The following is a 26342-nucleotide window of genomic DNA, read 5'->3' on the forward strand; positions in this document are numbered from 1 at the left end:
TCTCCGACAGGAGCGACGTCGCGTACGGCCTGCTGGTCGCCCAAATCCTGTCGAAACTCCGCATGCCTACTCGTCGTTGAGGTAGACGCAACCCGATAGGAGACCCGTCATGACCTATATTGATGGCTTCATGTTGGCCGTTCCGGCCGCCAACAAAGACAAATACATCGCCCATGCCAGCACAGCTGTGGACCTGTTCAAGAAGCTCGGCGCCACGCGCCTGGTAGAAACCTGGGCCGACGACGTGCCCCGCGGCAAGCAGACCGATTTCTATCGAGCCACCAAGCTGGAAGAGGGCGAAGTGCCGCTCTTTTCCTGGGTCGAGTATCCCGACCGCGCCACCCGCAAGAAGGCCGGTGAGGATATGATGAACGATCCCGACGCCCAGGACATGTCGGACATGCCATTCGACGCCGCGCGCATGATCTATGGCGGCTTCGAAGTCCTCAACGACACTGGTGCTAAGGCCAGGCCGGGCTATGTCGATGGCATGATTTCCCCGGTTCCCCTCGCCAATAAGGAGGCTTATCGCGCCGCCGCTCAGGCCCAGGCGCCGCTGCTTATTGAGCAGGGCGCGCTGCGCGTCGTCGACACCTGGGGCGATGACGTGCCTCCTGGCGAAACGACCGACTTCCAGCGTGCCGTCGCCGCCAAGGCTGACGAAACCATCGGCTTTTCCTTCATCGAGTGGCCATCTCGGCAAGTGCGCGACGCCGCCTGGGCAATCCTGATGAAAGATCCCCGTATTGCCCCCGATCCGAAAATCTGGGACGCCTCCCGCTCGATCATGGGCGGTTTTGAACCGGTCGTTGATCTCTAGAAGGAAAACCGGGCCCGCGCCCGCTCCTCATCAGGTGGCGGGCCGGCGCTTTAGAATGGCCGATTTGGCGTCGAAAGCTGCCCAACGGCAATGGCGCCCCATTCCAATCTTCCAGAGGTGTGGACGAAAGGCTCGGTTTTGGCCTTGAGGCCCCGGTTTTGCGCGTTATACGCTGCGATTTAGCAGTGCATCGATGTAACAATTACATTCCCGGCGATTGCTTTCACCAACAGGATCGCAGTCGCGTTCGCGGCTGCGCAGGAGCGGCAGTGAGCACCATAGCAAGCGGATCGGCGACACGAATCGCCAGCAAGACCACCCTTTCCATCATTGTGGCCGTCAGCGTCTGCCACATGATCAACGACATTATGCAGTCGCTGCTCTCGGCCATCTATCCCATCCTCAAGGCCAGTTATGGCCTGGACTATGTCCAGATCGGCCTGCTCACCCTGACCTTCCAATGCGTCGCCTCGCTGCTGCAGCCCGCGATCGGCATCTATACGGATAGGCACCCTTTGCCATACTCGCTGCCGGTAGGCATGGTCTCCAGCATGGTGGGGCTCGTCATCCTCGGCTTCGCGCAGACATACTGGCTGCTGCTGCTCGGCGCTGCGTTCGTGGGTCTGGGCTCGGCCATCTTCCATCCCGAATCCAGTCGCGTCGCCCGCCTCGCCTCCGGGGGACGCCACGGCTTTGCCCAGTCCTTGTTCCAGGTCGGCGGGAACGCCGGCTCGGCCATCGGCCCGCTTCTGGCTGCCTTCGTCGTCATCGGGAATGGGCAAAGGAGCGTCAGCCTGTTCGCGATTGCCTCCTTCGTTGGCATGTTTATCCTGTGGCGCGTGGGCAATTGGTATGCTGCGCACCAGCGCGCCAATGCAGGCAAGGCGGCAGCTGGCACCGAGCTGATCTTCGACAAGCGCACGACCTATATTGCGCTGGCAGTGCTCACCATTCTTACGCTCAGCAAAAACGCCTATATTGCCAGCATGTCGAGCTACTACACCTTCTTCGCCATCGATAAGTTCCTGGTCAGCGTACAGGACGCCCAGTTGATGCTCTTCGCCTATCTGGGAGCGTCCGCAATCGGCGTCTTCATGGGAGGCCCGATCGGCGACCGCTTCGGACCGAAATTCGTGATCTGGTTCTCGATCCTTGGTGTGCTGCCTTTCACACTTCTCCTGCCGTTCGCGAATCTGCAGTGGACGATTATCCTCACGATCATCATCGGCCTGATCTTCTCGTCGGCTTTCTCCGCCATCGTGGTGTTCGCGCAGGAACTGATGCCCGGACGGATCGGTATGGTCGCAGGCATCTTCTTCGGCTTCGCCTTCGGAGCGGCGGGCATCGCTGCGGCTGCCCTGGGCGCTCTCGCCGACGTGCAGGGAATCTCATACGTATTCTGGCTCTGCTCTTTCCTGCCGCTGGCCGGCCTGCTCACGATCTTCCTCCCCAGGATGCCGGATCACCTCAGCAAATAGCTCCGCTCCTTCGTCTTGGAATGACGCGTGGCGGAAGCTCGGTCCTCCCTGATTTCCGTTTGAAGCCCGGGGCTGCCACGCGGCAAGCTTCGACTCCGCGTGGTGTTCGGCATTAGCCCAACCGCCCCGTTCACCGTCGCTGATCTACAGGATATATCGGGATGCGGCGAACGCGATCCCATGAGCTTCCAATCCCTGACGCAGCGCCCGTGACGCCCGTCGTCGGGCGCGTCATGGACTAAGCACCTATCCGACAAGCTGAGCGAGAACCTGACCGTTGTGGTGGACGGTATCGACGGCCGTCGCGCCAGGATCGCGCTCGACGCGCGGAATAATCGCCCCTTGACACCCCACGCAACAATCTTGGTAGTATGGTCCTACCATAGAGGTGATGTCTTGAAGGGTAAGTTCAGCCCAGCGCCGAAAGCTGCGCAGCGTCAAAGCGACGATGTCGTTCGCGCCATCCTGGCCATGCTGGAGCGCGGCGAATTGCACGAAGGCGATGTGCTGCCGCCGGAACGGGAATTGGCGCAGCAATTCGATATCGGCCGCAATACGCTGCGGGAGGCCATCAAAGTATTGCAGGTCTATGGCGTGGTCGATCGCTCACCGCGTCTTGGCACCGTGATCAAGAGCGCGAACCTCGATCACATCATGGGTGTGGCTTTTTCCAGCATGCCGCTGACCCGTGAGACATTCGACGATATCCAGGAATTCCGACAGGTTCTGGAAAGCGGGATCGCTTCCCGCGTGGCCGAGCGCTGCGGACCGGAGACCATAGAAAAACTGGAAGCCATCAACAGGAACATGGCCAGCGCCGGCGACCTGCGCGAGCAGGCCGCGCATGATTATCAATTTCACGCGCTGCTGATCGATCTGGGTGGAAATGCCGTGCTGAGCCGGACCTACCGGGTGCTGGGCGAGCCGATTCAGCGGCTGATGGAACTGGGGAAGAATGCCCGCGGAACGGACGCGGCCTTTCGGCAACACCAAGCGCTGATCGAGGCGCTCCGCCAGCGCGACGTCGAAGCTTACGGCCGGTTGCTGGCCAGGCACCTTGCCCATGGGCGCCGATATCTGCCCGAGCAAAGCAGGAACAAGGATTGAAGATGCAGATCGGATTGGGGCTTTATCGCCACCTGCTGACGCCGGACAATTATACCTTCGCCCGCCAAATGGGTGTGGAGCAGATCGTTGTCCATCTCGAAAATTATCTCGGCTCGTCCGATGAAGGGGGCGTCGCGCTGTCGCGCGGCGACGATGATGGCTGGGGCGAGGCGGATAATGGCGACTGGAGCTATGAGCGTCTCAGGGGTCTGGTGGATGAGCTTGGAATCCATGGCCTCAAGATAGCGGCGATAGAAAATTTTGCCGTTCGGCAATGGCACGACGTGCTGCTCGCCGGCCCCCGGCGCGACGAGCAATTGGCCCAATTGCAGCAGATTATCCGCAATGTCGGCCGGGCCGGCATTCCCTGTATCGGCTACAACTTTTCGCTGGCCGGGGTCTGGGGCTGGGATCGTGGTCCGTTCGCGCGCGGCGGGGCGCTTAGCGTGGGTTTCAACGCCGACAATATCGACATAGACCAGCCCATTCCCGACGGCATGGTGTGGAACATGCGCTACCGGCCCGGCGAAGCTGGCAAGACCCTGGCGCCGGTCAGCTCCGAGCAATTGTGGGAGCGCTTCGCCTATTTCCTCAAGGCCGTCCTGCCGGTGGCCGAGGAGGCCGGGGTCATGCTGGCGGCCCATCCGGACGATCCGCCGATGCCCGCGCTGCGCGGCATGGCAAGACTGGTCAACGAACAGCACAAATACGACCGACTGATCGCCCTCGACCCCCGCCCCGCCAATGGCCTCGAGCTATGCCTGGGCAGCCTGCAGGAAATGCCGGGAAGCGATGTTTATGCGGCAGTCGACAAATATTCGCGCGAGAACCGCATCGGCTACATTCATTTCCGCAATGTCGTGGGCAAGGTGCCGAACTATCGCGAGGTCTTCGTGGATGAGGGCGACCTCGACATGGCCAAGGTTATGGCCATCCTAAAACACAATAATTTCAAGGGCTTGCTGATCCCCGACCATACTCCGGAACTGCATTGTAACGCGCCCTGGCACGCGGGCATGGCCTATGCGATCGGCTATATGCGCGCCCTGCTGGCCACGGCCTGAGGAGGAGCCATGAATTTTTCAACGAGCCTTGTAGGCGCTGCCGGCCGGCGCTGGGGCAGTCAGCGCGGACACCGCGACTGGCTGCTGGGCCAAGCCTATGACCTGATCGACTTCTACCAGCGAAACTGTCCCGATCCGCGCGGCGGCTTTTACGACCTCGATGAGCTGGGGCAGCCCCTGGCGACAGGTTGGCCCCCGGGCCCGGAGCCAGCGCGGGCATTGTTCGCCACCGTGCGCATGGTGCATTGCTTTGCCATCGCGCATCTGATGGGCCGGCCCGGCGCCGACGATATCGTCGATCACGGGATGAAGTTCCTGTGGGACGGCCACCGCGACACGGTGCATGGCGGCTATCACTGGAGAACCGGCTATGGCGGGCCGGTCGATGCGAGCAAGCAGGCTTATGGCCATGCCTTTGTGCTGCTGGCCGCGGCCAGCGCCAAGAGCGTGGGCCATCCCGATGCCGACCGCTTGCTGGACGATGCCACCAATGTGCTGCTGGACCGCTTCTGGGAGCCCGAACATGGCGCGGCGGCCGAAGAATTCAACGCCGACTGGACGCCGATTGCCGGATATCGCGGCCAGAATTCCAACATGCATCTCACCGAGGCCTGCATGGCGGCCTATGAGGCGACGGGGACTGTCCAATATCTCGATATGGCCCGCTCCATTGCCGACCTCATCATAAACCGCAAGACCCGGGAAAACGACTGGCGCCTGCCCGAGCATTTCCACCAGGACTGGAGGATCGACGCCGACTATGACCGCGACGTTTTCCGCCCCTACGGCACCACGGTGGGACATTGGCTGGAATGGTCCCGGCTGCTGCTGCAATTGTGGGAATTGAGCGGCCGGCCCGGCGACTGGAGCCTGGAGGCGGCGCAAACGCTGTTCCAGAAATCGATCCAGGAGGGCTGGGACCGGAAGAATGGCGGCTTCTATTTCACCTTGGATTGGCAGGGGCAGCCCCGGGATCGCGATCGCTATTGGTGGCCCTGTGCCGAAGGGATCGGGGCCGCGGCCTTCCTCGGCAAGATCACCGGCGATGCCTATTACGAAGAATGGTATCGGCGCCTGTGGAGCTGGACCGACACGCATCTGATCGATCATGTGGAGGGCGGCTGGTACCCGCAGCTTGGCGACGACCTCAAGCCCAAGACCGATCCGTGGTATGGCAAGCCGGACATGTACCATTCGTTTCAGGCCTGCCTGATCCCGCTTCTGCCGACCAATGGCAGCGTGGTCCACGGCCTGCTGCACTACGATTTCTGACCATGGCACAGCATTCTGCAACAGCGGCCCTGGTGACCGGCGGCGCCCGCGGCATCGGCAGGGCGATTTCCGAAGCCCTGGCGTCAGCCGGCCATGACATAATCGTTCATGCGCGTGGGGGTGGACCGGACCTGAAGTCATTCCTCGACCACCTGGCCGCGCGCTACGGGGTAAAAGCCCGATCGGTGACGGCGGACTTCCTGGCTCCCGGGGCCGTCGACGAGCTGTTCGATCAGCTCGACCGGATCGGCTGGCCCTTGGGCGTACTGGTCAACAATGCCGGATATGAAACCAATCACGCGGCCGAAGATATGCCGCAAGACGATTGGAACGGCGTCCTCCAGGTCAATCTTACCGCGCCCTTTCAGTGCAGCCAGCATGCGGCGCGGCTGATGAAGGGCGCGGGTGGGGTGATCGTCAACATCACCTCGATCCACGACAGCATCGCGCGTAAGGGCCTCAGTCATTACTGCGCCGCAAAGGCCGGACTGCGCATGCTCGGACATGCCTTGGCGCTGGAATGGGCGGAATATGGCATTCGCGTCGTCAATATCGGGCCGGGCGCCATCGAGACTGACATGAACCGGTCGGCCATCGAGGCGTTCGGGCGGCAAAAATTTGACGGCTGGATCCCGGCAGGACGTGTCGGAACGGTCGAGGACGTAGCGGCACTGGTTCGCTTCGTCTGCTCGAAGGAGGCTGGCTACATGACGGCCACCGATCTCTATGTCGACGGTGGCTATATGCGAAATCTGGTTCGCTACGACGACCGGCCTGGTCGCAGCTGAAGGAGAAAAGATGTTTACGGAACAAGAGCTGATCGGTGCCCTTCGGGAACGCTTGTTTACCGCCGTGGTCGGCGACGTGCTCGACAAGATGGGCTATTGCCGCCAATTCCTCCCCCAGGCCATCGCACCTTTGCGCCCGGATATGCGCATTGCCGGTCGGGCCATGCCCGTGCTGGAGGCGGACGTGTTCGATGAGATAGCCGATCAAAGCCGCGGCCCCCTGGGCAGGAAGTCCTTCGGACTGATGATAGAAGCGCTGGACGATCTCAAGCCCGGAGAGGTCTATATCGCGACCGGCGCGTCGTTCAATTATGCGCTTTGGGGCGAACTCATGTCGACCCGCGCGGTCCATCTACAAGCGGCCGGCGCGGTGCTCAATGGCTTCGTGCGCGATGCGGCAGGCATAGAGGCGCTGAATTTCCCCACCTTCTGTCGCGGCATCTATGCTCAGGACCAGGGGCCGCGCGGCAAGGTCATCGATTACCGCATACCGGTGGAAATCGGCGGTGTGCGGGTGACGCCCGGCGACCTGCTGTTCGGGGACCGCGAAGGGATGCTGGTCATTCCCGGCGCCGTGGAGCAGGCGGTGATTGCCGCCGCGCTCGAAAAAGCCTCGACGGAGAACCGGGTGGCGCTGGCCGTCCGGCAAGGCATGAGCGCCCGCGAGGCCTTCGATACGTTCGGTGTCCTCTAGCTAGCAGGCCGTGACGGCGATGGCATAGCTGGTGGACCAGGGACGGCCGGCCACCAGCGCGATGCCCGTCCTATGCCCGGCCCGGGACAGGGGATTGTCCCGGGCGAAAGCGGGCCCCAGATCAAAGGGGGCCGCGACCGGTTCGATGCCGATCGCGGTAAAGCGGCCATTCCAGGGATAGAAGGCGCGGCCGCGATTGGACAGCCAGAGCCCGCAGGAAGGCAGGTCGGCGGCCATCCAGCTCAGCGTGACCGCGTAGCGGTCTTCCTTGTTCCGCAGGGTCACCCGGCCATCGGTTCCGGTCGCCAAAAGCAGGTCCTCGCTGTTCCCGGCCAGCGGCAAAGCCCTGATATCGAGAGGCGCGCCATCGCGCCCCAGCAATTGCTCGACTGCCACGTCCCGCTGGTCCGGCGCAGCCGCGCTCCGTCCTGGCTCAACGTCGAGCGGGAAACTCCAGAGCCGCGCTCCCGGCCCCAATTCCAGCCGGGCGGCGCCCGCCTCGGCGGGAAGCCGGAAGACCGGATGCAGGCCAATCGGCATCTCCACATCCTGCCGCGCCAGAACGGTCAAAGTGAGCTCGATCCGGAGCTCGCTGGGATGAAACGCGATGCGGCGTTCAAGGCGCTCGATGGGATGATCGTGAGGATAGCGAATAGCGAGAGTGACGGCATCGTCCGACATTGCTTCGACCGACCAATCGTGGTTCGAAGCATAGCCGTGATCGTGCCGGTGCCAGTCGGGCTGCGAACCCGGCGACCAGTCTTCCGGCAAGCCGGCCGGCGAAGCCGCGCCGCCGAAGGGCACACAGGGCCATTCCCCGCGCAGGCGCCGAAGCAGAGGCGGGAGATCGGCCAGGCGCTCGGCGGGATCGTCCGACCAAGGCGCGACGGCGAAGGGTTGAACCCATCTGTCGTCCAGATGGAATTCCACCGGGCCTAGCATCGCTCCCGTGGCCTGCACCTCGCCGCGAAGGTTGGCGGTCTGCAGGCGGAGGCGTGCCGGCGTCGTCAACTGCGGCTCTCCAAGCCGCTCTGGCCGTCGTTGAAATATTCCGGATGCTCGGCGCGGATGGCTTCGATATCCACGAAGACCGATTTGAGATGCTCAGCGATGCTGGCCTCCGCTCGCGCGCTGTCGCGGGAGCGGATGGACCGGTAGATGTCGGTATGTTCTTCGGTGATGTGGAGCATGCGGGCCTTGCTCAGAAGCGACAGGCGACGGACGCGGTCCATGTGGAACTTGGCTTCCCCGACATCCTCCCAGATCGATTCAAATCCGGCCGCCTTGGCGATCAAGGCATGGAACTGATCGTCCGACTGCATGAAACTGCGATCGTCGCCCAGATTGGCAAACGTTTTCTGCAAGGCGATTTCGCGCTCGATCTGGCTGCCGATCTCGGGCGTGAAATTGGTAGCGGCAAGGCGCGCCAGGGGACGTTCCAACGCATCGCGGATGAAACGCGCCTTGGCCACCCGCTGGATGCTGATTGGGGACACCAGCGTGCCGCGTTGCGGATATACGTCCACCAGGCTGCGCCGGGCCAATCTTGCCAGGGCTTCGCGCACCGGAGTGCGCGACACACCCAGTTCGGTCGCCAAACGCGCCTCGGACATTTCGTCGAAAGGCTTGAGATCCATGTCCATAATGCGCTCGAGCAGATGATCGTGTACCTGCGAAGCGATGGAACTGCGATCCTGGCGGTGCAGCCCCTGCATATCTCTGAGACCGGTCAGATTCATAACGACCCTCAACGCCTCGTCAGTTCGACAATTGCAGGCCGGACATGAAGTATTTCCGGAGCAACACAAAGAGAAGAACGGTAGGAACGCTGCTGATCAAGCTGGCCGTAACCACCACATTGGGTCCGGAGGAAGCATAAGTTCCCTGGAGTGACTGCAAGGCCGTCATGATGGAGCGTACCTCTGGCCCGCTGGCCAGGATGGAGGAGAAGAGCAGGTCGTTCCAGATGAAGGTGAATTGCAACAGAAACAGCGCCAGCAGCGGCCCCCTGGCATTGGGCAGGATCATGGACGTGAAGATGCGCCATTCGCTGGCGCCGTCGATGCGGGCGGCCTCGTCGATCTCGCGGCTGATCGCACCGAAGAAATTGCGCAGCACCAGCAGCGGAAAGGGGATGCACAGCGCGGTATAGATCAGCAGCATGCCCAGCCAACTGTTCATCAGGTTCATGCGCTGATAGCCGAAGAAGAGAGGCACCAGATACATCTGGAACGGGAACAGGGTCCCGGCGAAGATGACCATGAACCAGACATTGGCACCGCGTACACGCAGACGGGTAAGGCCATAGGCCGCCCCGGCCGCCAGCGCCACGGCCAGCGCCGAGCCGAACAGTCCATAGGTCAGGGAATTGAAGGAAGCCTGCCCCATGCCGGCGCGGGTCCAGGCCTGAACGACGTTGTCCGCAAACGGCGCAAGCGAACGGGGAAGTTCCAGCACGTTGGAATTGAGATATTCCTCGGTGGATTTGAAGATGGTGACGAACAGATAATAGAACGGCACCAGATAGGCGGCCAGCAGCACGATGGCGATGACCAGGCGCGGCACGCTGCGTTTTTTACCGCGCCGCTCCTTTGCTATCAGGGCCTGAATGAAGGCGGTGTCGTTTGCATAGACTGCCATGGCCGGTTCCTCAGCGAATGCGTTGTTCGACACGGCTCTGCATGGTGGTCAGCGCCCAGCTGACGATCACCACCATGGCGCTCAGGACCACGGCGATGGCTGCGCCATAGGCCCAGCTGCTCTTGCCGAACGTTTCGTAATACATGTAGACGGCCAGCGAAAGCGTGCGCTGTCCCGGATAGCCGGTGGCCATGACCCAGAGCAGGTCGAAGGCGGTGAAGCCGGCGACGACGTTGAGAATGGTCACGACAAAGACGGTGGGCAGCAGCAGCGGCCAGATGATGTGGCGGAAGATCTGCCAGTTCGATGCCCCGTCGACACGCGCCGCCTCGATCGGGTCACGAGGGATGGCGGCGAGACCGAGCAGCAGCAGCACCATGTTGATGCCCAGGGTCTGCCAGGCGAAGGTGAAAATGATGGCCGGCGTTATGGTGTTTGCCTCGAACAGCCAGCCGAAGTCATTGGGCTGGCCGGTCACGGCGCTGGAAATGGTGTTGATGACGCCATGTGGCGCATAAACATAATACCAGAGCGTGCCAACCGCCGTCGGCGCCAGGACGCGCGGCAGGAAGAACAGGCTCTTGAAGGTTTCCTCGAAAGGGATGCCGCGCAGCAGCATGGCCAAACCCAGGCCGAAGGCCAGCGGGAGCACCAGCGCTCCGACAACCCACATGCCGGTATTGATCATCGCCTCGGAAAAGTAAGGGATACCGATCAGACGCTGGTAGTTGAGCAGGCCGGCAAATTCGTCCAGGCCGGAAAAGCGCTGCCAGCGCGTAAAGCTCAGGATGATATTGAAGACCACCGGCGCGAGCAGGAAAACGCCCACCATCAGCAAAGCCGGCGCCATGAAGAGCAGGGCAACGCGTCCCGATCGGCGCATGGCGGCCGTCTCGCGCCTTTTGGCCTCTTCGAGAATGGCCGGTGCCATGATGGGCGTGGCTGGAATGGACATCAAACTACCTCGCGCAAAAGCGGGAGGGCGGCCGGCAAGTGCCGGCCACCCCATATCGTTTTACTGATAGGCCCAGTAATCGGCATTGAGCGTCTGCATGTCATCCATGATCCGCTGGGCATTGTCAGCCGTGGGGTTGAGCATGAAAGCGCCCAATTGGGACACCAGATCACCCTGTAGATCGGGCGGCACGGCTTCCCACCAGCGGACGATGCCGCGCGGCTGCTGGGCAGCCATCAGTTCGTTGACCTCGGCCACGATGGCGTTGGGAGCATCGGACTGGATATTGCCGTTATAGATGCCATTGGCTTCGCCAAGGGCGTTGCCGGCCGCGGGCGACATCAGGTAATCGACCGCAGCCGAAAGCTCGGGCTGCTGCTCGAGAGCCTGTCTGGACACCACGATCGGCGCCGTTTCCACGATGATGGAATTCTCGACCTCGGGGGTGACGGTGGGCATGATGAAGGCCCCGAAATCCTCGCCGGGCTCCATGCCCTTGGTTTCGAGCACGCCGGCGGCCCATTCGCCGATCAGCCACATGGCGGCCTCGCCATTGACGAAGAAGCGGGTATCGTCCTGCTCGCGCGGATCAGTGAAATAGCCGCGTTCGTAGAAGTCGACCCAGATGTCGAATGCCGCCTTCACCTCGGGGCCGTTATAGGGAACGGTGCCATCAGTGAGGCCTACAAAGGCGTCGGGATCGGTGCGGATCATCAGTTCGGAGAACCAGATCAGGCCCATCCAGCCGCCGACATTGGGGGCGTTGAAGGGAGTATATCCGGCGGCCTTCAGCGCCTCGGCTGCCGCGGTCAGTTCTTCCCAGGTTTGGGGAGGATTGTCGATGCCGGCGGCCTCGAAGGCTTCCTTGCTGTAGAGCACCGGCCAACGGGCGACATTGAGGGGCACGGCATAGGGAACGCCGTCCACCGAGACCTGAGCCTTTTCCGCCTCGGAGAAATATCCTTCGGCGATGGCCTTGTCCCATGCTGCGGAAAGGTCAGCCACCTGCCCGGTTTCGACCAGGCTGTCGAGCTGCTTGCCGTTCCACCAGGTGAACAGCGGCGGGGTATTGCCACCGGCAATGGAGGATTGCACGAAGGCCTGATACCGATCCGTCGGCGTCTGCAATTGCGGGCTGATATTCAACCCCGATGCTTCGGACGCACCATCGGAAAGGGCCTGAAAACCGGTCTCCCAGCCGTTCTTGTCGTAACTGAAGCTGATGTCTTGTGCCGTAACGGCAGTGCCTGTAGCGGCGAAAATCGCCGCCGAGGCAAGCAAAGTTCTATACTTCATGCTCTCTCTCTCCCAGTTGAGCTTACTTCCATAGGGCGCAGGCCCGGTCCTATTGCTTGCGGACCGATTCCTCCGTTTTCGCGTCGAACAGGTGGACGCGGCTGCCGTCGAGGCGCAGGCGAATGGTTTCGCCCGTCTCGACAATGCGCGGCCGCTGCATCCTGGCGACGAGTTCTGTTCCTGCGACGGTGAGGAATAGAAGACTTTCATTGCCGAGCATTTCCGCGAAGCCGACCTGGCCTTCGGTATCGGCGCCCATTTCCGGCGCCTGGCCGTGACCTTCCGGAACGATATCCTCCGGGCGCAGCCCGATCGTGATCGCTTCTCCTTCGGCGGGCAGGTCGAAATGTTCGGCATTGATGGGAATATCGACATTGCCCGCACGGACGGCCACGCCGCCCGGCCCGCGCACGATGGTCCCGTCGATGAAATTCATCGACGGCGCGCCGATAAAGCCGGCAACGAACTTGTTGCGCGGGCGCTCGAACACATCGAGCGGCGTACCCGTCTGCTCGACCAGGCCATCGCGCAACACGACGATCTTGTCGGCCAGGGTCATGGCCTCGACCTGGTCGTGGGTAACGAAGATGACCGTGGCGGCCAATTGTTGCTGCAGGCGCTTGATCTCGACGCGTGTCTGGTTACGCAATTTAGCGTCCAGGTTCGACAGGGGTTCGTCGAACAGGAACACGTCGGGTTCGCGCACCATGGCGCGGCCGATGGCGACGCGTTGGCGCTGTCCGCCGGACAACTGGCTGGGGCGCCGCTCCATATAGGGGCCCAAGCCCAGCATGTCCGCCGCCGCATCGCAGCGACGCGCAATTTCTTCATTGCTGGCGCCGCTGATCTTGAGGCCGAAACCGAGATTGTCGCGCACCGACATGTGCGGATAAAGCGCGTAGGACTGAAACACCATGGCAATGCCGCGGTCCCGCGAGGGCACGTCGTTGACGACGCGGTCGCCAATGGTGAGGCTGCCATGCGAAATGGTTTCCAGTCCTGCGATCATGCGCAGCAAGGTGGACTTGCCGCAGCCCGAGGGACCCACGAAAACGCAGAAAGTGCCGTCCTCGATATCCAGGTCAACGCCCTTGATGGCCAGATAATCGCCATAGAGCTTGACCATGTCACGCAGTTTTACCGAGACCATCAGGCACCTCCGGATAGGGATTCGGGCGTGGCGAAGCGCATCTCGGGATGGATGGCGTACCAATCGGGACGTTGCGGGTCGCGATCATAGGCGTAGCCACCGACCTCGCGGAAATATTCGGCATATTGATCGAGCTTGGCCCGGTCGACTTCGACGCCCAGTCCCGGCCCCTCCGGCAGGCGAATGGCGCCGTTCTCGTAACGCAGCTTGCCACCCACGATGATGTCGTCGACCAGGTGATGGTAATGCGCGTCTGCGGCAAAGCCCAGATTGGGCAGGGCCGCGCCCAGATGCAGCATGGAGGCGAGCTGGATGCCCGCTTCCCCCGAAGAGTGCACGCTGGCACCGAACTGGAAGGCTTCCAGGATCTGACCGGCGCGATAGGCCTGGCGCAGGCCGCCCCAGAAGGTGGTATCGAGCAAGACGACGTCCACCGCCTCGAGGCGGATATTGGCGGCGAGGTGCTCGAAGTTCACCACCACCACATTGGTGGCTGTTGGAATGCTGATGCGCTGGCGCAAGCGGCGCATGCCTTCGAGGCCGAAGCAGAAATCTTCGAGATAATCGTTGCGGATATCGGCCACGGCCTCGGCGACCCGAATGGCTTCTTCTACCGTCCAGGCATTGTTGGGATCGAGCCTGAAGCTGTCGCCGGGAAAGGCGTCCGCCAGCGCGCGATAGACTTCGATGTCATGGTCCGGGCTGAAAACACCGCCCTTGAGCTTGTGGGTGGTAAAGCCGTTGGCGGCCTTCTGCCGGCGCGCCTCGGCGACGATTTCGTCCGGACTTACCTCGCCTCCATGGCTTTCGCCCGGATAGCGATAGAACAGGTAGCTGGCAAAGGGGATGGTTTCGCGCAGGGCGCCGCCGATCAGATCGCAAGCGCGGATGCCCAGCGCTTTGCCGGCCACGTCCATGCAGGCCATTTCGATCGCGGCATGCAATTGCATGCGGTTGTTGTAAAGGCCGGCGACGGGATTCATTATTTTCCAGCGCAACTGCTCGAGCTGCAGCGGATCGTGCCCCTTCAGATAGGGCAGCAGGGCGCGCACGCTTTGTTCGGCGGATTCGCCCCCACCGCCCATTTCGCCCCAACCCGAAAGGCCGTCGTCGGTCACAACTTCGACGATGGTGCGCACGAAACGCCCCCAATGGGCGCCATGCGCATGACGCAGCGGCGCCTCGAGCGGCAGGGCAATGGTCGTTGCCTTCAGATCGACGATCTTCATGCGCCGCTCTCCTCGGTCTGGGGGGCGCCGCCGATCCGCGACAGAACCCCGCCATCGACGCGCACAGTTTCGCCGGTCATGAACGAAGCCTCTTCCGACAGCAGGAACGCGATCACGCTGGCCACTTCTTCGGGGCGGGCGCGGCGGCCGAGCGGATGCATCTCATCGACCGCGCGATTGAGTGCGGCGGGATTGGGGTCGAGGGCAATGGCATCTCGCAGCATCGGGGTGTCGACCGAGCCCGGCGCCACGCCATTGACGCGTACACCATGCCTGGCCTCATCCATGGCCATGCCGTTCACCAGACCCAGCAGGCCGTGCTTGGCGGCGACATAGGCGAGGGCGCCCGGTTGCGCAGCCATGCCCTGGATCGAAGCCGTCAGAACCAGTGCGCCGCGGCTTTTGCGCAATGCCGGCATCGCAGCCTTGGCCACCAGGAAGGCGCCGGTCAGGTTGACGTCCAGCACTTCATTCCACAGCGCCAGGCTGGTCTGCACCACATCGCCATACCGCTGGATGCCGGCATTATGGGACACCCCGTCGAGCCCGCCGAAACGGTCGACCGCCATTGAGACGGCCCTGTCGCAATCTTCCAGGCTGGCAACGGATCCGGCGCTGGCAGCGACATTGTCGCCCAGTTCGCGCGCGGCGGCCTCAAGCGCATCGGCATTGACGTCCATCAGGACGAGCCGGTGTCCGCGAGCGGCGTGCAGCTCGGCCACGGCGCGACCGATGCCCATTGCTGCGCCGGTGATCAGAATTGTGCGTGCGGTCATATTCAATCTCGAAAACCTCTTGCATGCAGTTTGTAGTTCTACCATACTACCACTGTCAACGCTTAATGAGCGACGGGAGGCATCATTGGCGCTTTATGCTGCGGCGGGGAGTCTGACGCGTTCGGCGCCTCAGTTTGCCCAGGCGAATGGGGCAGGGGTGACGCTGTGCCGTTTCGACGACGAGGCGGGCATATTGACCCCCTGCGCCGCGCCCGTGCGGGTCGAGGATTCGACCTGGCTTGTCGCCGACCCGGCGCGCCGCCAGTTTCATGTGGTCACCGATTGCGACGATGGCCGGCAGAGCGCGCTGGCCAGCCTGCAATTGGCGCGCGAGACAGAGGCATTGACCTCGCTTGGCAGCGTGCCGGCCGGTGGTCACGAAGGATGCCACGCAGTGCTGTCGGCAGATGGCGGCGCCGTTTTCGTCGCCAATTATGGCGGGCATCGCGCCGGCGGCATCCAGGCCGGGCTGGCGATCGTTCCTGTCGGCTCGGATGGGCCCCGTCCGACCATTGCAACCTTCGAGCACGAAGGGCATGGCCCCAATGCCGCGCGTCAGGAATCGCCGCATGCCCATTGTGTCCTGCAATCGCCGGACGGCCGGTTTCTATTCGTCGCCGACCTCGGCATCGATAAGCTGGTTGCATATGAGCTGTCCGGCGGCGCTCTTGCTCCCCGGCCGCGCCCCGAACTCGATGTGACCTTGCCGCCGGGCCTGGGCCCCCGCCACTTCGTTTTCGCTGCGGATGGCGCTCACCTTTATCTGGTCAGCGAACTGACGCCTGCGGTGACGACCCTGTCCTATGAGGCCGCGACCGGGCGGCTGGCGGTCGAGGCCAGCATATCGCTGGTCGCTGTCGAAGGGCAGAATGTGCAGCCTTCGGGCATCGTTCTGCATCCCGATGGCGTCCACCTGTTCGTCGCCTTGCGCCTGACCGACGAAATCGCGGTATTGGCCATCGACCAGCAGACTTCTCTTCCGCAGATCGTCGGACGTTATCCCAGCGGCGGCCGGACGCCGCGCGATCTTGCGCTTTCGCCTTCGGGCCGGTTCCTGCTGGTGTCCAACCAGGATGCTGACTGCATCACCATCTGGCCCGTTTCGCGGGGAGAGCTGGGCCCAAAGCCCAGTTCCTCGCTTGCCATCGGCACCCCCATGGCGGTGGCCCTAGCCGAATTCAACTGACCTTCAGCCTGTAACGCGCCGTCTATCCGGCCAAGGATTTGTCATGACTATCAAGGAACTGCTCGTTATCAACCATACCCATACCGATTTCGGGTATACAGACTACGCGGACACGCTGTTCCGCCATCAGCGCGACATCATCGACGATGCGCTTGACCTGGTGGATCATGAGCAGGGCCGGGACCCCGATTCGCAATTCAAGTGGACCTGCGAAGTCAGCGCTATCACCGCCGACTGGTTCCGCCATGCCTCGGACGCCCAGAAGGACCGGTTTCGCGATCTTTATGGCAAGGGCCTGGTCGGCGTCGGCGCCATGCCTGTCCATTGGACCCCGCTGATCAGCCCGGCCAATGCCATTCGTTCACTCAAGCATTTGCATCTGCTTAAGCAGGAAGGGGTCGAGGCCAAGATCGCCATGCAGTGCGACGTCAACGGCCTTGGCTGGTTCTGGTCAGATATCCTGCTCGATCTGGGCGTCGAGGGCTTCCTGCTCGAGCCCAATCCGCACCGCGGGATGCGTTTCAACGACATGATGCGCATTTTCAACTGGAAGACGCCGAGCGGCCGTGAATTGTTCACCGTGCATGGCTGGCACTACTCGGTCGGCGTCAACACCTTCTTCTTCGGCGACGATGACATGGAGCGCACGCAGAGCACGATCGACCGCGTTCTGGGCGAACTCGACAAGCGCGGCCAGTATCCTTTCGATAAAGCCATCCTCCCGGTCACCAACCCGGCAGCCCCGGACAATGGTTTCGCCACGCGCGGCATTTCCGATTTCATCGAGCGCTGGAATGCCGAAGGCCGTACGCCGCGCCTGCGCATGGCGACGGTTGAACAGGCAATGTCGGAAGTTCGCGATAGCGTGGCCAAGAGCGGCGTCACGCTCGACAGCCATGCCGGCGACTGGTCAGACTTCTGGGTCGATGGGGTCGCTTCCACCGCCTATGAAACCATGCTGGCCCGCTCGGCCGAGCGCCTGCTGCCGGTCATCGATCTTCTGGCCGGCTTTGCCGAGAAGGGCGACACGACGCTGCTGGACAAGGCGGCCGAAGAAATCCAGTACTATGATGAACACACCTGGGGCGCCTTCTGCTCGGTGCACCGGCCGGATTCCCCCTTCACCCGCATTCAGTTGAGCTGGAAGACCGCACGCGCCCATAACGGCTTCGCGCTGGCCCAGGAAACGGTGCGCAAGGAAGCGCAGAAGCGGGTGCGCGAAGTGGTGGATGGCAATGTGGAAGGCGATTTCCGCCTGCGCCGCATCGACCGTCATGGCGACAAGGGGCCGACCTCGCGTGGCCTGCCCATGCCGGTGTCCGAACAGTCCTATTACGTGATGAATCCGTCCTCGGTGGCGCGATCGGTCTATTGGCCGGTTCTGCACGACCATGCCGGCTCCTCGCCGCAGACCATTCTCGACGCCTATGTGTCGGAGAAATATCTCACCGGCATGCAGGTCCGGGACGGCGATCTGCCTTCCGAAACCCATGTGATCGCCGTCGACCTGCCGCCCTTCGGCGAAGCGGTGGTCAAGCCGGTGCCGGTCCGTCCGGCCGGCGGCATCTCCTCGGGCGCGACCTGGATCGAGAACGATCGCTACCGGCTCGAAATCGATCCGCGCGATGGCTCGCTCAAATCGCTGTTCGACAAGCAGGCCAGCCGTGAATGCGTCTCGGGCGAATATCCGCTGGGCCAGGTGCTCTACGAGACCCTGCAAAAGCCGGGCGCGGGCCGTTTCGCCACCTTCGGCGGCGATTACGACTGGAGCCACATGGAAACCGTGGTTTGGCCGGAAAAGACGGAATTCTCGCGCCGCTCCGCGGACAAGGTCGTGGTTGATGCCGTGCGGCAGAACAGCATGGGCATTGAGATCGGCTTGACGCTCGCCTGGTCGCATGGCGACACCATGACCGTCACCTATCGCCTGCCGCATCAGGGCCAGGGCATCGAAATGGATACCATGATCCACAAGCTGCCCGTGACCACCCCGGAATCGCTATATGTGTGCTTCGGCGCCCCGGGTGGTTCGCCCCAGATCCGGCTCGACGTGGGCGACCGGATCATCGATCCGGCAACCCAGCAGGTGCCGCTGTCCTGCGAAGCCTGGATCGGCATTCAGGGCTTTGCCGCATTGGGCACCGATGCCGGGGCGCTGGTCGTGGCATCGCCCGACGCGCCATTGGTGCAGCCCTTTGGCATCCAGACGGAAAATGCCGGCTCCGGCCGCAAGGGCAATGATCCGAGCCTGGCGTTCTGGGTGTTGAACAATCACTGGGACACCAACTTCGCCCTGACCCAGAGCGGCGGCATCCCCGCCCGGTTCCGGCTGCTGCCGCAAGCGACGCTCGATATCAAGGAGGCCCGCAGCTTTGCCGAAACCACCGGCACCGCGCCGGTGATCGTCCGTGCCTATAATTCGCAGACACGCGAGGCGGCGCCGCTGCTGCGCGTGGACGGCAATGACGAGGTAATTACCCGGATCCGCAAGGCCTGGGACGGGGATGGCATCGTGGTGACCCTGGTCAACCAGAGTGACCGGTCGACGGATTTGGCGCTGGAACTGCCCGGGCATGACTTTGCCCAGGTGCAACTGGTCGATCCCATGGAGCAGGTCGTGTCCGATCAGGACCTCAAGCGTGAGGGCAGTGCCGTGCGTCTCACAATGGCCGCGGGCGGCACCACCTATCTGCGCTTCGCGCGCTGATCGCGACGGCTGGCGCCCACGGGTGCCAGCCATTCTATCCGAAAAGTGAGAGCCAGCATGACCATTCGTGAAATCCGACTCGTCAGTCATACCCATACCGATTTCGGATTTACCGACTACCCGGATACCGTTTTCCGGCACCACAACCGGATCATCGACCGGGCGATCGAGGTTTGCGAAGCCGAGGCTGGCCGCGATGATGCCGCCCAATTCCGCTGGACCAGCGAAGTTGCGGCCATCACCGAAAACTGGCTGCGCACGGCCAGCAGCCGCCAGATCGACCGCTTCCTGGCCCTGCACCAGCAGGGCAAGATGGGCGTTGGCGGTATGCTGGTGCATTGGACGCCCCTGGTCAGCCCGGCCAATGCGGCTCGATCCATGCGCGCCATCGATCGCTTGCGGCGCGAATATGGCCTGACCGTGGACGTGGCCTGGCAGTGCGACGTCAACGGGCTGGGCTGGCATTGGGTGGACCTGCTGCTCGACATGGGCATGAAGGGCATGGTGCTGGCGCCCAATCCGCATCGCGGCATGCCATTCGAGACCCAGCAGCGCATGTTCAACTGGCAGGCGCCCTCCGGCCGGACACTCCCGGCGCTGCATGGCTGGCACTATTCGGTCGGCGCCTGGGGATTTTTCCTCGGCGATGACGACATGAACAAGACCCAGGCCGCCATCGACCGCATGCTGGCCAATCTCAAGGCCCGAGGCGGATATGAACACGAGACCATCCTGTGTCAGGTGACCAATCCCGCGGCTATCGACAATGGCTTTCCCACCAATATTTCGGCCTTTGTCGAGCGCTGGAACGCCGAAGGGCGCCAGCCCTTCCTGCGCCTGTCGACGCTCGACCAGGCCTTTGACGGCCTGCTGGCCGATCCGACCATGGAACGGGCCCCCACCTGGACCGGCGACTGGACCGATTACTGGGCCGACGGCGTCGGCTCCACCGCGTTCGAAACCGCATTGGCGCGGGAAACCGAACGGCATCTGCCGGCCCTCGACCTCATCGCGGCCTTGCGTGAAAAGGGCGAACACAGCCTTCTCGACAAGGCGATGACCGCCCTGCAATTCTACGACGAGCACACCTGGGGCGCGTTCTGCTCGGTGATCGTGCCCGATTCCCCCTTCAGCCGCTCGCATTTGAGCTGGAAGACCGGCAGAGCCTTCGAAAGCTTTGCGCTGACGCAGGAAGTGCTGGCCGATGAAGCCCGCGATCTGGCCCGCGAGCGGACCGGCGTGGCGGTGGAAAACGACATTCCCATCCGTCGCGGAACGACCGGAAAGATGCCGGTCGAGGAGCAGTCCTATTGGGTGCTGAACCCCACGTCCAAACCCATGCGCCTGCGCTGGCCGGTCACTTGGGATTATGGCGGGGCGGCGCCCCAAACCATCCTTCACGCCTATCTGAGCGATGAATATCATCAGGACATGAAGGTGGATCAATCCGGCTTTGCCAGTTCGGAAACCCATCTGCTGAGCGCCGATCTGCCACCCTTTGGCGAGGCGATCATCAAGCCGACCGCCGCAAGCCCGCAGGGCGCAGGCGGAGCGGGCTGGATCGAAACGGCCCAGACCCGGCTCGAGATCGATCCCCGCGATGGCAGCATTGCCAGGCTGGTCCGGCGCAGCGATGGCCGTGACTGGCTCGCCGGCTCGGAAGGGCTGGGACGGCTGGTCTACGAGGATCTGGTTGACCCTTCGCGTGGCCGGGCCAGCATTTTCGGCGAGACCGGGGAATGGCAATATGACTGGTCACGTCTCGAAACCATCGCCTGGCCCGACACGGCGCCGAAATTCAATCGCCGCACCGCGCCGGACGTGGTCGTCGGGCAGGGACGGCAGACCATGTTCGGACCCGAGATCGATGTCGATCTCGCCTGGCCGCATGGTGACAAGGCACGGATCACCTACCGGCTTGCCCCGGATACCGATCGTGTCGACATGCGCGTCAGCGTCGACAAGATTGCCGTCGTCGATCCCGAATCCATGCATCTGCTGTTCCACGTTCCGGGGACCGATCCGCAATTCGAGGTGGATGTGGGCGATCAGGCCATCGCCGTCGACAGCGAACAGATTCCCGAATCGAGCCGCGCCTGGGTGACGTTGCAGAAATACGCGGCGGTCGCGACGAAGCAATCGGCGCTGGTCGTGGCATCGCCCGACGTGCCCTTGGTGCAGCCTGGCGGCATCCACACCGATCGGGCGACCCGGCCCGATCTGTCGCAGCCGGCCCTCGCTTTCTGGCTTTTCAACAATCATTGGGACGTCAATTTCGCTGCCGCCCAGACTGCCCAGAAGCTCACTTTCCGCTTCGCGCTGCAATTGAGCGACCGGCACGACCCGGCCGCCGCCCGTCTGCTCGCCGAACAGGCCAGCATGCGGCCGATCATCGTGCGGGCCTACGATGCCGCACCCAGGGCCGCCACGCCCCTGCTGACCCTCAGCGATCCGGCCCTCGACATGCGCATTCAGCCTTCCGATAAGCCGGGAAGGTTCATGATCACACTGATCAACCCAGAGGACCGCGAAATAATGACGACATTGTCAATCGCCGGAAAAACCATCAAGTCGCTGCAACGCGTCAATCCGGTCGGATTGCCGATGGGCGATGATATCGGCGATGGCGCCTCGCTGAGCTTGCAACCGCGATCGACGAAGAGGCTGACCGTCCTGCTCGATTGATCCTCGCGCTGGTGTCGGCGGATCGAGGAACGGGCCGAAATTAAGGAGACGGCCCGGTGTCATCCGGGCCGAACCCAGTCTAGAGTCGGACGACTTCGCCGGTATGGATCGACTCGTCGGCGGCCAGCACGATGCGAAGGCTGTTGACCCCGTCATTCATATGCGCGGTAAGATCGAGATCTTCCTTGATGGCCTTCAGCAGATAACGCTGCTCACGCTCACAGAGGTCGTCGTGATCCGGCTCGTCGGTCATGTCGATGCGCTCGTCAGGGCGCGACATGTCGGCGTAATGGCGTAGGATCTGGTTGGTCTTGGTATGAGCGTTGATGTCGTCCGACTTCACGCCAGACGCGTTTTCCGCCATGACTATGGAAACCGAACCCTTGGGGCCGAAAACGTCCTTCACGAAGAAGGCAGTTTCGCTGACCATCGGGCCCCAGCCGGCTTCATACCAGCCGACCGAGCCGTCATCGAATTGCACCTGCAGCATGCCATAGTTCTGCTTGGCGACTTCATCGGTGAGCCTGGCGCCGATCGCGTGCACCTTGACGGGCTTGGCGTCGGTCATCTGACACATGACGTCGACATAGTGCACGCCGCAATCGACGATGGGCGGGAAGCTGTCCATCAGGCGCTTGTGCCAGGACCAGGTTTCCCCGTTCGATTGCTGGTTGAGGTTCATGCGGAAGACCAGAGGCGTCCCGAGCTCGCGGGCGATTTCGATGAACTTGGTCCAGCTCGGGTGTTGGCGAAGGATATAGCCGATGACGAGTTTCTTGCCGGTGCGCTTGGCGGTTTCGACCACCCGCTCGGCGTCTTCCGTCGTCAGGGCCATCGGCTTTTCGACAAAGACATGGGCGCCAGCTTCCATGGCCTTGATGGCATAGGGCGCATGAGTGTCGGGGAGGGTGTTGATGGAAACGACGTCGGGCTTGAGTTCTGCCAAAGCCGTCTCGAAGTCGTTGTAGCGCGCCGCACCCGTCAGCGCCTCCGGCAAGTTGACGCTCTCGATGTGGCGAGTGCAGACCCCCGCCACTTCGAAGCCATCGATGCGTGTATAGGCCAGGGCATGGCTCATGCCCATATTACCTAGACCCACGACCAGAACACGCAAAGCGCTCATGTCGTTCCTCCTCAGTTGATGTGAATGATGGTGCCGGTGCGCGCGGATTCTTCTGACGCCAGACAGGCCTGCAAGGCGCCCGCCGCGTCTTCCGGACGACCGAGATCGGGGCGCTCGCCTGCCAGAGCCTTGCGCGTGAAGTAGACGAATTCATCGCGCAGGGCGCCGCCGCGGACGCCGTCGAACATGGGCCAGTAGGTCGTGTCGGGGCTATGCAGCTTGTTGTTGTCGACAATGGCGAGGTTGGGGAAGGTATCCTGGATATGGATGATGCCTTCCGTGCCGATGATGGACATGCGCTCATCAATGTCGAACGGGGTCTTTTCCGGCATGCACCAGACCGTCTCCAGCGTTGCCGTTGCGCCCTTGGCGAAGCGGAACATGGTCTGGCCGATGTCGGGGTGCTTGAGATTGCGGATCGACGTCGTCTGGGCATAGGCCGAAACGATCTTGTCGCCGGTCAGCCAGAGCATGATGTCGGTGTCGTGGATGGCGTCGCCCACGATCGGCCCGATCTTCTGCAATATGGTCGGCGTCCAGGCGGCCGGAATGTTACGGCGCGAGGAGAGGGCGACGATGTTGCCGATACGGCCTTCATCGATAGCCTGCTTGGCCATGCGATAGCGCGGATTGAAGCGTACCACGTGTCCAATGAAGAGAATGCCTTTTGAGGTCTGCGCGGCCTCAACGATTTTCCGCGCATCTTCAACGGTGGAGGCGATCGGCTTTTCGAGAAAGACATGCTTGCCCGCCTTGAGCGCGGCGATGGCCGGCTCGGTGTGCTGATCCCACATGGTGCAGATGGAGACCGCGTCGATGTCCGGGTCCGCAAGCATGTCGTTATAGTCGGTATAGAGCTTGCTGACGCCAAACTTCTGGCCTTGTTCGGCAAGGCGCTCGGGCGTGCGCGTGCACAGCGCATCCAGCTTCAGATTGGGAATTCCTATGATGGTTTCGGCGTGGATCTCCCCAAACCAGCCGAGCCCAACGATGCCAATTCGCAACTGCGACATTCTTTGTTCTCCCCTCACAGATCCTCGAGCGTAAGCTCGCGGGTCATCACGATATTTCCAGAACTGAGGCCGCAATCGACCGGTATGACGGCGCCCGAAACGGCGCTCGATGCGTTCGAGGCGAGAAAGCCAACGACGGACGCCACTTCTTCGGGTTCAACGATGCGGCCGAGCGGGTACCAGCGCTCTAGGGTTTTGAGGACATTGGGGTCCTTCTGCGCCCGCTCGCGCCAGAGTGGCGTGCGCACGGTTCCGGGCATAACGCAATTGCTGCGGATGCCGTATTTGCCCAACTCTTGGGCGAGCGTGCGGGTCATGGAGATCATCCCCGCCTTTGCGGCGGAATAGGCGGGGTCGCCCAGCGCGCTTTGGCCATTGACCGAGGCGATGTTGATGATGACCCCGGATTTTTTCGGCTTCATGCGCTCGGCGGCAGCATGGGCGCAGAAGAAGGCGCCGTTGAGATTGCCATTGATCTCCTCGACCCAGCTCTCGGGAGTGGTGAGGCGCAGTACGTGGTGATTGGAGTAGCCGGCATTGTTGATGAGAACATCGACTTGTTCGATCTCATCAAAGGCTGCTTCAACGGCCTCGGCGTCCCCGATGTCGAGCCGCAGAAACCGGGCTTTCACCCCTGCATCCTCCAGCGTGCTCATGGCGCCACCCGAGGTGACGGACTTATCCAGCCCGATGATCTCGGCGCCTCGCGCACCGAACCAGTGCGCGAGGCAAAGCCCGATGCCTCCTGCGGCTCCGGTGACAGCAACAGTCTTGCCGGTAAACTCCTGCATCACGACACCCGCGCCAGAGCTTCGCCGATCCATTCAAGGTTGCGGCGGCGCTGGTGGCCCCAATTATAGAAGGCAATGTCGGTCACCCCGGCTTTGACCACAGTGTCGACGGCCGAAAGGAACTCTGCCTTGCTCTCGATGTCCGGATAGCTCGGCCGAAAAATGCCGCGGATGGTAGTGTCGGATGGCAGGCGGTGCTTGAGATCGAAGACGTCGGCCGCGATGCGGGCAGCACTCGGCTCGTAGAAGCACGCTTCGATGATGCCGGATGTTTCTGCGATGGCCCTAAGGTTCGTCCCTTCATACCAGGCGCCGCCAGTGGGCCGCGCGACCGACGGAATGACTGCCACCTCGGCATCTTTGCGGACGCGGGCGCGAATTTCCCCGACAAGGCTCGTCACCTGTTCGGCGCGGAAATCGAGATAGGCCCGCAAGTCATGATTGGTCGCGACTTCGGCCAGCCAGAAAGCGCGCCCCATATCGTCGGGAATATCGACTTCGCTGTCGAGAAAGCTCTTTATGCGGCCTGCGACATAAGCCTTGAGGCGTTCCGCATCGGTGCCGCTTTTGGTGGCGGCACTGACGCAATGATCGCAGAAGCAGAGCCCCATCAGGCCCTCAAACATAGGATCCTGGCGCACAAAGCTCATCTCGTGGTGATAGCCATGCGCATATGGCGTGTAGCCGGGGGCTTCGAGCGAAAGGCCAGCGACCGGATAGCTTTCGGTGACATCCACACAAAGGCCGATGGCGTAGTCGCGGGCGGCCGGCGAGCTAGGGCAGAGATTGTAGAAATAGGGGTCGCCGAAGGCATTGCGGACGACGGCATCGGGATGCTTCATCCCGAGCGCGGTATTGTGCAACAGCACCAGCCACACATTGATCTTCATCCGCCCGTCATCGCAGAGCTCACCGAGAATATCGCGCTCAGCTAGGATCGAATTGGGCAGCGGCTTGATGGCGCCAAACCGGCTTTGGGTATGGCGGAAATAGGCGGTGCCGTCTTCCGGGAAATAGACCTTGCCGGACTTGCCCTGGGGGCGCAGGAATTTCCCCGCATGATAGGTCCCCGCCAGCGAGACGGTATCGAGCCCCATGTCCTTGAAGGCTGAAATGGACTCACCGACGCCATGGTCGGCCAGATCCCACGCATAGCTTAGGATGGCTCTGTAGCTCATTGTCCGAACCAGCCGTCCTTGAGATAGCGCATATATTCAAAGACCATGCCGTGCTTGAGCACGAAAGCGACTTCTAGAAAGTCCCCCACGATGAAGGGGGGGATCAGCACCTGATCGGCTTCGGCCAGACGCTTTTCCATGTCATCGATGCGATAGGCGACATGGGGATTGCTCTTGACGATTTCCGGCGTCGAGCTGTCAGGCTCATAGCGCAGAAATTCGATATGCTCAGGATGATTGCGCGGATTGGTGACCCACAGTCGCGATTGCTCGACCCAGTCTTCCTGCGGCTGTTTAACGGTCGTGGTGATGCCCACGTGGTCAAATTCGAACACGGCATTGCCTCTTCAGCAAAAAGAAGCGGCGGGGATAATCCCCGCCGCAGGCTTG

At 62.3% G+C, this 26342-nt stretch carries 23 protein-coding genes; 10 read left to right on the top strand and 13 right to left on the bottom strand.

The genetic code is table 11. The features are described from left to right. Positions 1–109: 109 nt before the first annotated feature. From O9Z70_RS04655 to O9Z70_RS04685, 7 genes are all read left to right on the top strand, one after another. A complete protein-coding gene (locus O9Z70_RS04655) occupies positions 110–820 on the top strand; it encodes a DUF1428 domain-containing protein (protein ID WP_286021329.1) in 711 nt (236 codons plus the stop codon). Between the two features lie 269 nt (positions 821–1089). Beyond that, positions 1090–2298 carry an MFS transporter gene (locus O9Z70_RS04660; protein WP_286021330.1) on the top strand — a complete coding sequence of 403 codons (1209 nt, stop codon included), beginning with the start codon at positions 1090–1092 and terminating at the stop codon, positions 2296–2298. Between the two features lie 282 nt (positions 2299–2580). Beyond that, complete coding sequence (locus O9Z70_RS04665; RefSeq protein ID WP_286021331.1) at positions 2581–3405, top strand: FadR/GntR family transcriptional regulator; 825 nt, start codon at positions 2581–2583, stop codon at positions 3403–3405. Between the two features lie 2 nt (positions 3406–3407). After that, a complete protein-coding gene (locus tag O9Z70_RS04670) occupies positions 3408–4469 on the top strand; it encodes a mannonate dehydratase (RefSeq protein WP_286021954.1) in 1062 nt (353 codons plus the stop codon). Between the two features lie 9 nt (positions 4470–4478). Continuing rightward, entirely contained in the window at positions 4479–5741 is a 1263-nt protein-coding gene (locus tag O9Z70_RS04675) for an AGE family epimerase/isomerase (RefSeq protein ID WP_286021332.1), read from the top strand. 2 nt (positions 5742–5743) lie between these two features. Further along, positions 5744–6529 carry an SDR family NAD(P)-dependent oxidoreductase gene (locus O9Z70_RS04680; RefSeq protein ID WP_286021333.1) on the top strand — a complete coding sequence of 262 codons (786 nt, stop codon included), beginning with the start codon at positions 5744–5746 and terminating at the stop codon, positions 6527–6529. Between the two features lie 10 nt (positions 6530–6539). Beyond that, positions 6540–7223 carry an RraA family protein gene (locus tag O9Z70_RS04685; RefSeq protein WP_286021334.1) on the top strand — a complete coding sequence of 228 codons (684 nt, stop codon included), beginning with the start codon at positions 6540–6542 and terminating at the stop codon, positions 7221–7223. Here O9Z70_RS04685 and O9Z70_RS04690 read toward each other — a convergent pair whose 3' ends face one another. Genes O9Z70_RS04690 through O9Z70_RS04725 form a run of 8 tightly spaced genes read right to left on the bottom strand, consistent with a single transcriptional unit; the run spans position 7224 to position 15269 of the window. Further along, positions 7224–8234 (bottom strand): aldose epimerase family protein, encoded by a 1011-nt coding sequence (locus tag O9Z70_RS04690; protein WP_286021335.1) that lies wholly within the window; start codon positions 8232–8234, stop codon positions 7224–7226. After that, complete coding sequence (locus tag O9Z70_RS04695; RefSeq protein WP_286021336.1) at positions 8231–8962, bottom strand: GntR family transcriptional regulator; 732 nt, start codon at positions 8960–8962, stop codon at positions 8231–8233. Before O9Z70_RS04695 ends, O9Z70_RS04690 begins: the two co-directional genes overlap by 4 nt. 19 nt (positions 8963–8981) lie before the next feature. Further along, on the bottom strand, positions 8982–9863 hold the full coding sequence (locus tag O9Z70_RS04700) for a carbohydrate ABC transporter permease (protein ID WP_286021337.1): 882 nt from the start codon (positions 9861–9863) through the stop codon (positions 8982–8984). 10 nt (positions 9864–9873) lie between these two features. Continuing rightward, the gene (locus O9Z70_RS04705) at positions 9874–10818 is read right to left on the bottom strand and encodes a carbohydrate ABC transporter permease (RefSeq protein ID WP_286021338.1); all 945 of its coding nucleotides are present in this window, start codon (positions 10816–10818) and stop codon (positions 9874–9876) included. 60 nt (positions 10819–10878) lie between these two features. Next, entirely contained in the window at positions 10879–12114 is a 1236-nt protein-coding gene (locus tag O9Z70_RS04710) for an ABC transporter substrate-binding protein (protein ID WP_286021339.1), read from the bottom strand. Between the two features lie 49 nt (positions 12115–12163). Then, the gene (locus tag O9Z70_RS04715; protein ID WP_286021340.1) at positions 12164–13264 is read right to left on the bottom strand and encodes an ABC transporter ATP-binding protein; all 1101 of its coding nucleotides are present in this window, start codon (positions 13262–13264) and stop codon (positions 12164–12166) included. Then, the gene (locus O9Z70_RS04720; protein WP_286021341.1) at positions 13264–14493 is read right to left on the bottom strand and encodes an enolase C-terminal domain-like protein; all 1230 of its coding nucleotides are present in this window, start codon (positions 14491–14493) and stop codon (positions 13264–13266) included. Before O9Z70_RS04720 ends, O9Z70_RS04715 begins: the two co-directional genes overlap by 1 nt. Further along, positions 14490–15269: an SDR family NAD(P)-dependent oxidoreductase gene (locus O9Z70_RS04725; protein WP_286021342.1), complete on the bottom strand. Its 780-nt coding sequence runs from the start codon at positions 15267–15269 to the stop codon at positions 14490–14492. Before O9Z70_RS04725 ends, O9Z70_RS04720 begins: the two co-directional genes overlap by 4 nt. Before the next feature lie 85 nt (positions 15270–15354). Here O9Z70_RS04725 and O9Z70_RS04730 point away from each other — a divergent pair, with 85 nt between their 5' ends. The 3 genes from O9Z70_RS04730 to O9Z70_RS04740 are packed head-to-tail and all read left to right on the top strand — an operon-like array spanning position 15355 to position 21847. Then, complete coding sequence (locus O9Z70_RS04730) at positions 15355–16455, top strand: lactonase family protein (RefSeq protein ID WP_286021343.1); 1101 nt, start codon at positions 15355–15357, stop codon at positions 16453–16455. Between the two features lie 43 nt (positions 16456–16498). Beyond that, on the top strand, positions 16499–19162 hold the full coding sequence (locus O9Z70_RS04735; RefSeq protein ID WP_286021344.1) for a glycoside hydrolase family 38 N-terminal domain-containing protein: 2664 nt from the start codon (positions 16499–16501) through the stop codon (positions 19160–19162). A 57-nt stretch (positions 19163–19219) separates the two neighbouring features. Beyond that, positions 19220–21847 (top strand): glycoside hydrolase family 38 N-terminal domain-containing protein, encoded by a 2628-nt coding sequence (locus tag O9Z70_RS04740; RefSeq protein ID WP_286021345.1) that lies wholly within the window; start codon positions 19220–19222, stop codon positions 21845–21847. A 79-nt stretch (positions 21848–21926) separates the two neighbouring features. On the opposite strand, the gene O9Z70_RS04745 is transcribed toward O9Z70_RS04740, so the two are convergent. Genes O9Z70_RS04745 through O9Z70_RS04765 form a run of 5 tightly spaced genes read right to left on the bottom strand, consistent with a single transcriptional unit; the run spans position 21927 to position 26287 of the window. Continuing rightward, positions 21927–22970 carry a Gfo/Idh/MocA family protein gene (locus tag O9Z70_RS04745; RefSeq protein ID WP_286021346.1) on the bottom strand — a complete coding sequence of 348 codons (1044 nt, stop codon included), beginning with the start codon at positions 22968–22970 and terminating at the stop codon, positions 21927–21929. Between the two features lie 11 nt (positions 22971–22981). Next, a complete protein-coding gene (locus tag O9Z70_RS04750; protein WP_286021347.1) occupies positions 22982–23983 on the bottom strand; it encodes a Gfo/Idh/MocA family protein in 1002 nt (333 codons plus the stop codon). A gap of 14 nt (positions 23984–23997) precedes the next feature. Continuing rightward, entirely contained in the window at positions 23998–24774 is a 777-nt protein-coding gene (locus O9Z70_RS04755) for an SDR family oxidoreductase (protein ID WP_286021348.1), read from the bottom strand. Continuing rightward, positions 24774–25952 carry a glycoside hydrolase family protein gene (locus O9Z70_RS04760; protein ID WP_286021349.1) on the bottom strand — a complete coding sequence of 393 codons (1179 nt, stop codon included), beginning with the start codon at positions 25950–25952 and terminating at the stop codon, positions 24774–24776. The genes O9Z70_RS04755 and O9Z70_RS04760 overlap by 1 nt, the downstream gene beginning before the upstream one ends. Then, positions 25949–26287, bottom strand: coding sequence for a hypothetical protein (locus tag O9Z70_RS04765; RefSeq protein ID WP_286021350.1), 339 nt, complete (start codon positions 26285–26287; stop codon positions 25949–25951). The genes O9Z70_RS04760 and O9Z70_RS04765 overlap by 4 nt, the downstream gene beginning before the upstream one ends. Positions 26288–26342: the final 55 nt, after the last annotated feature.

It is taken from the genome of Devosia sp. YIM 151766, from assembly GCF_030285925.1.
Lineage (GTDB): Bacteria > Pseudomonadota > Alphaproteobacteria > Rhizobiales > Devosiaceae > Devosia.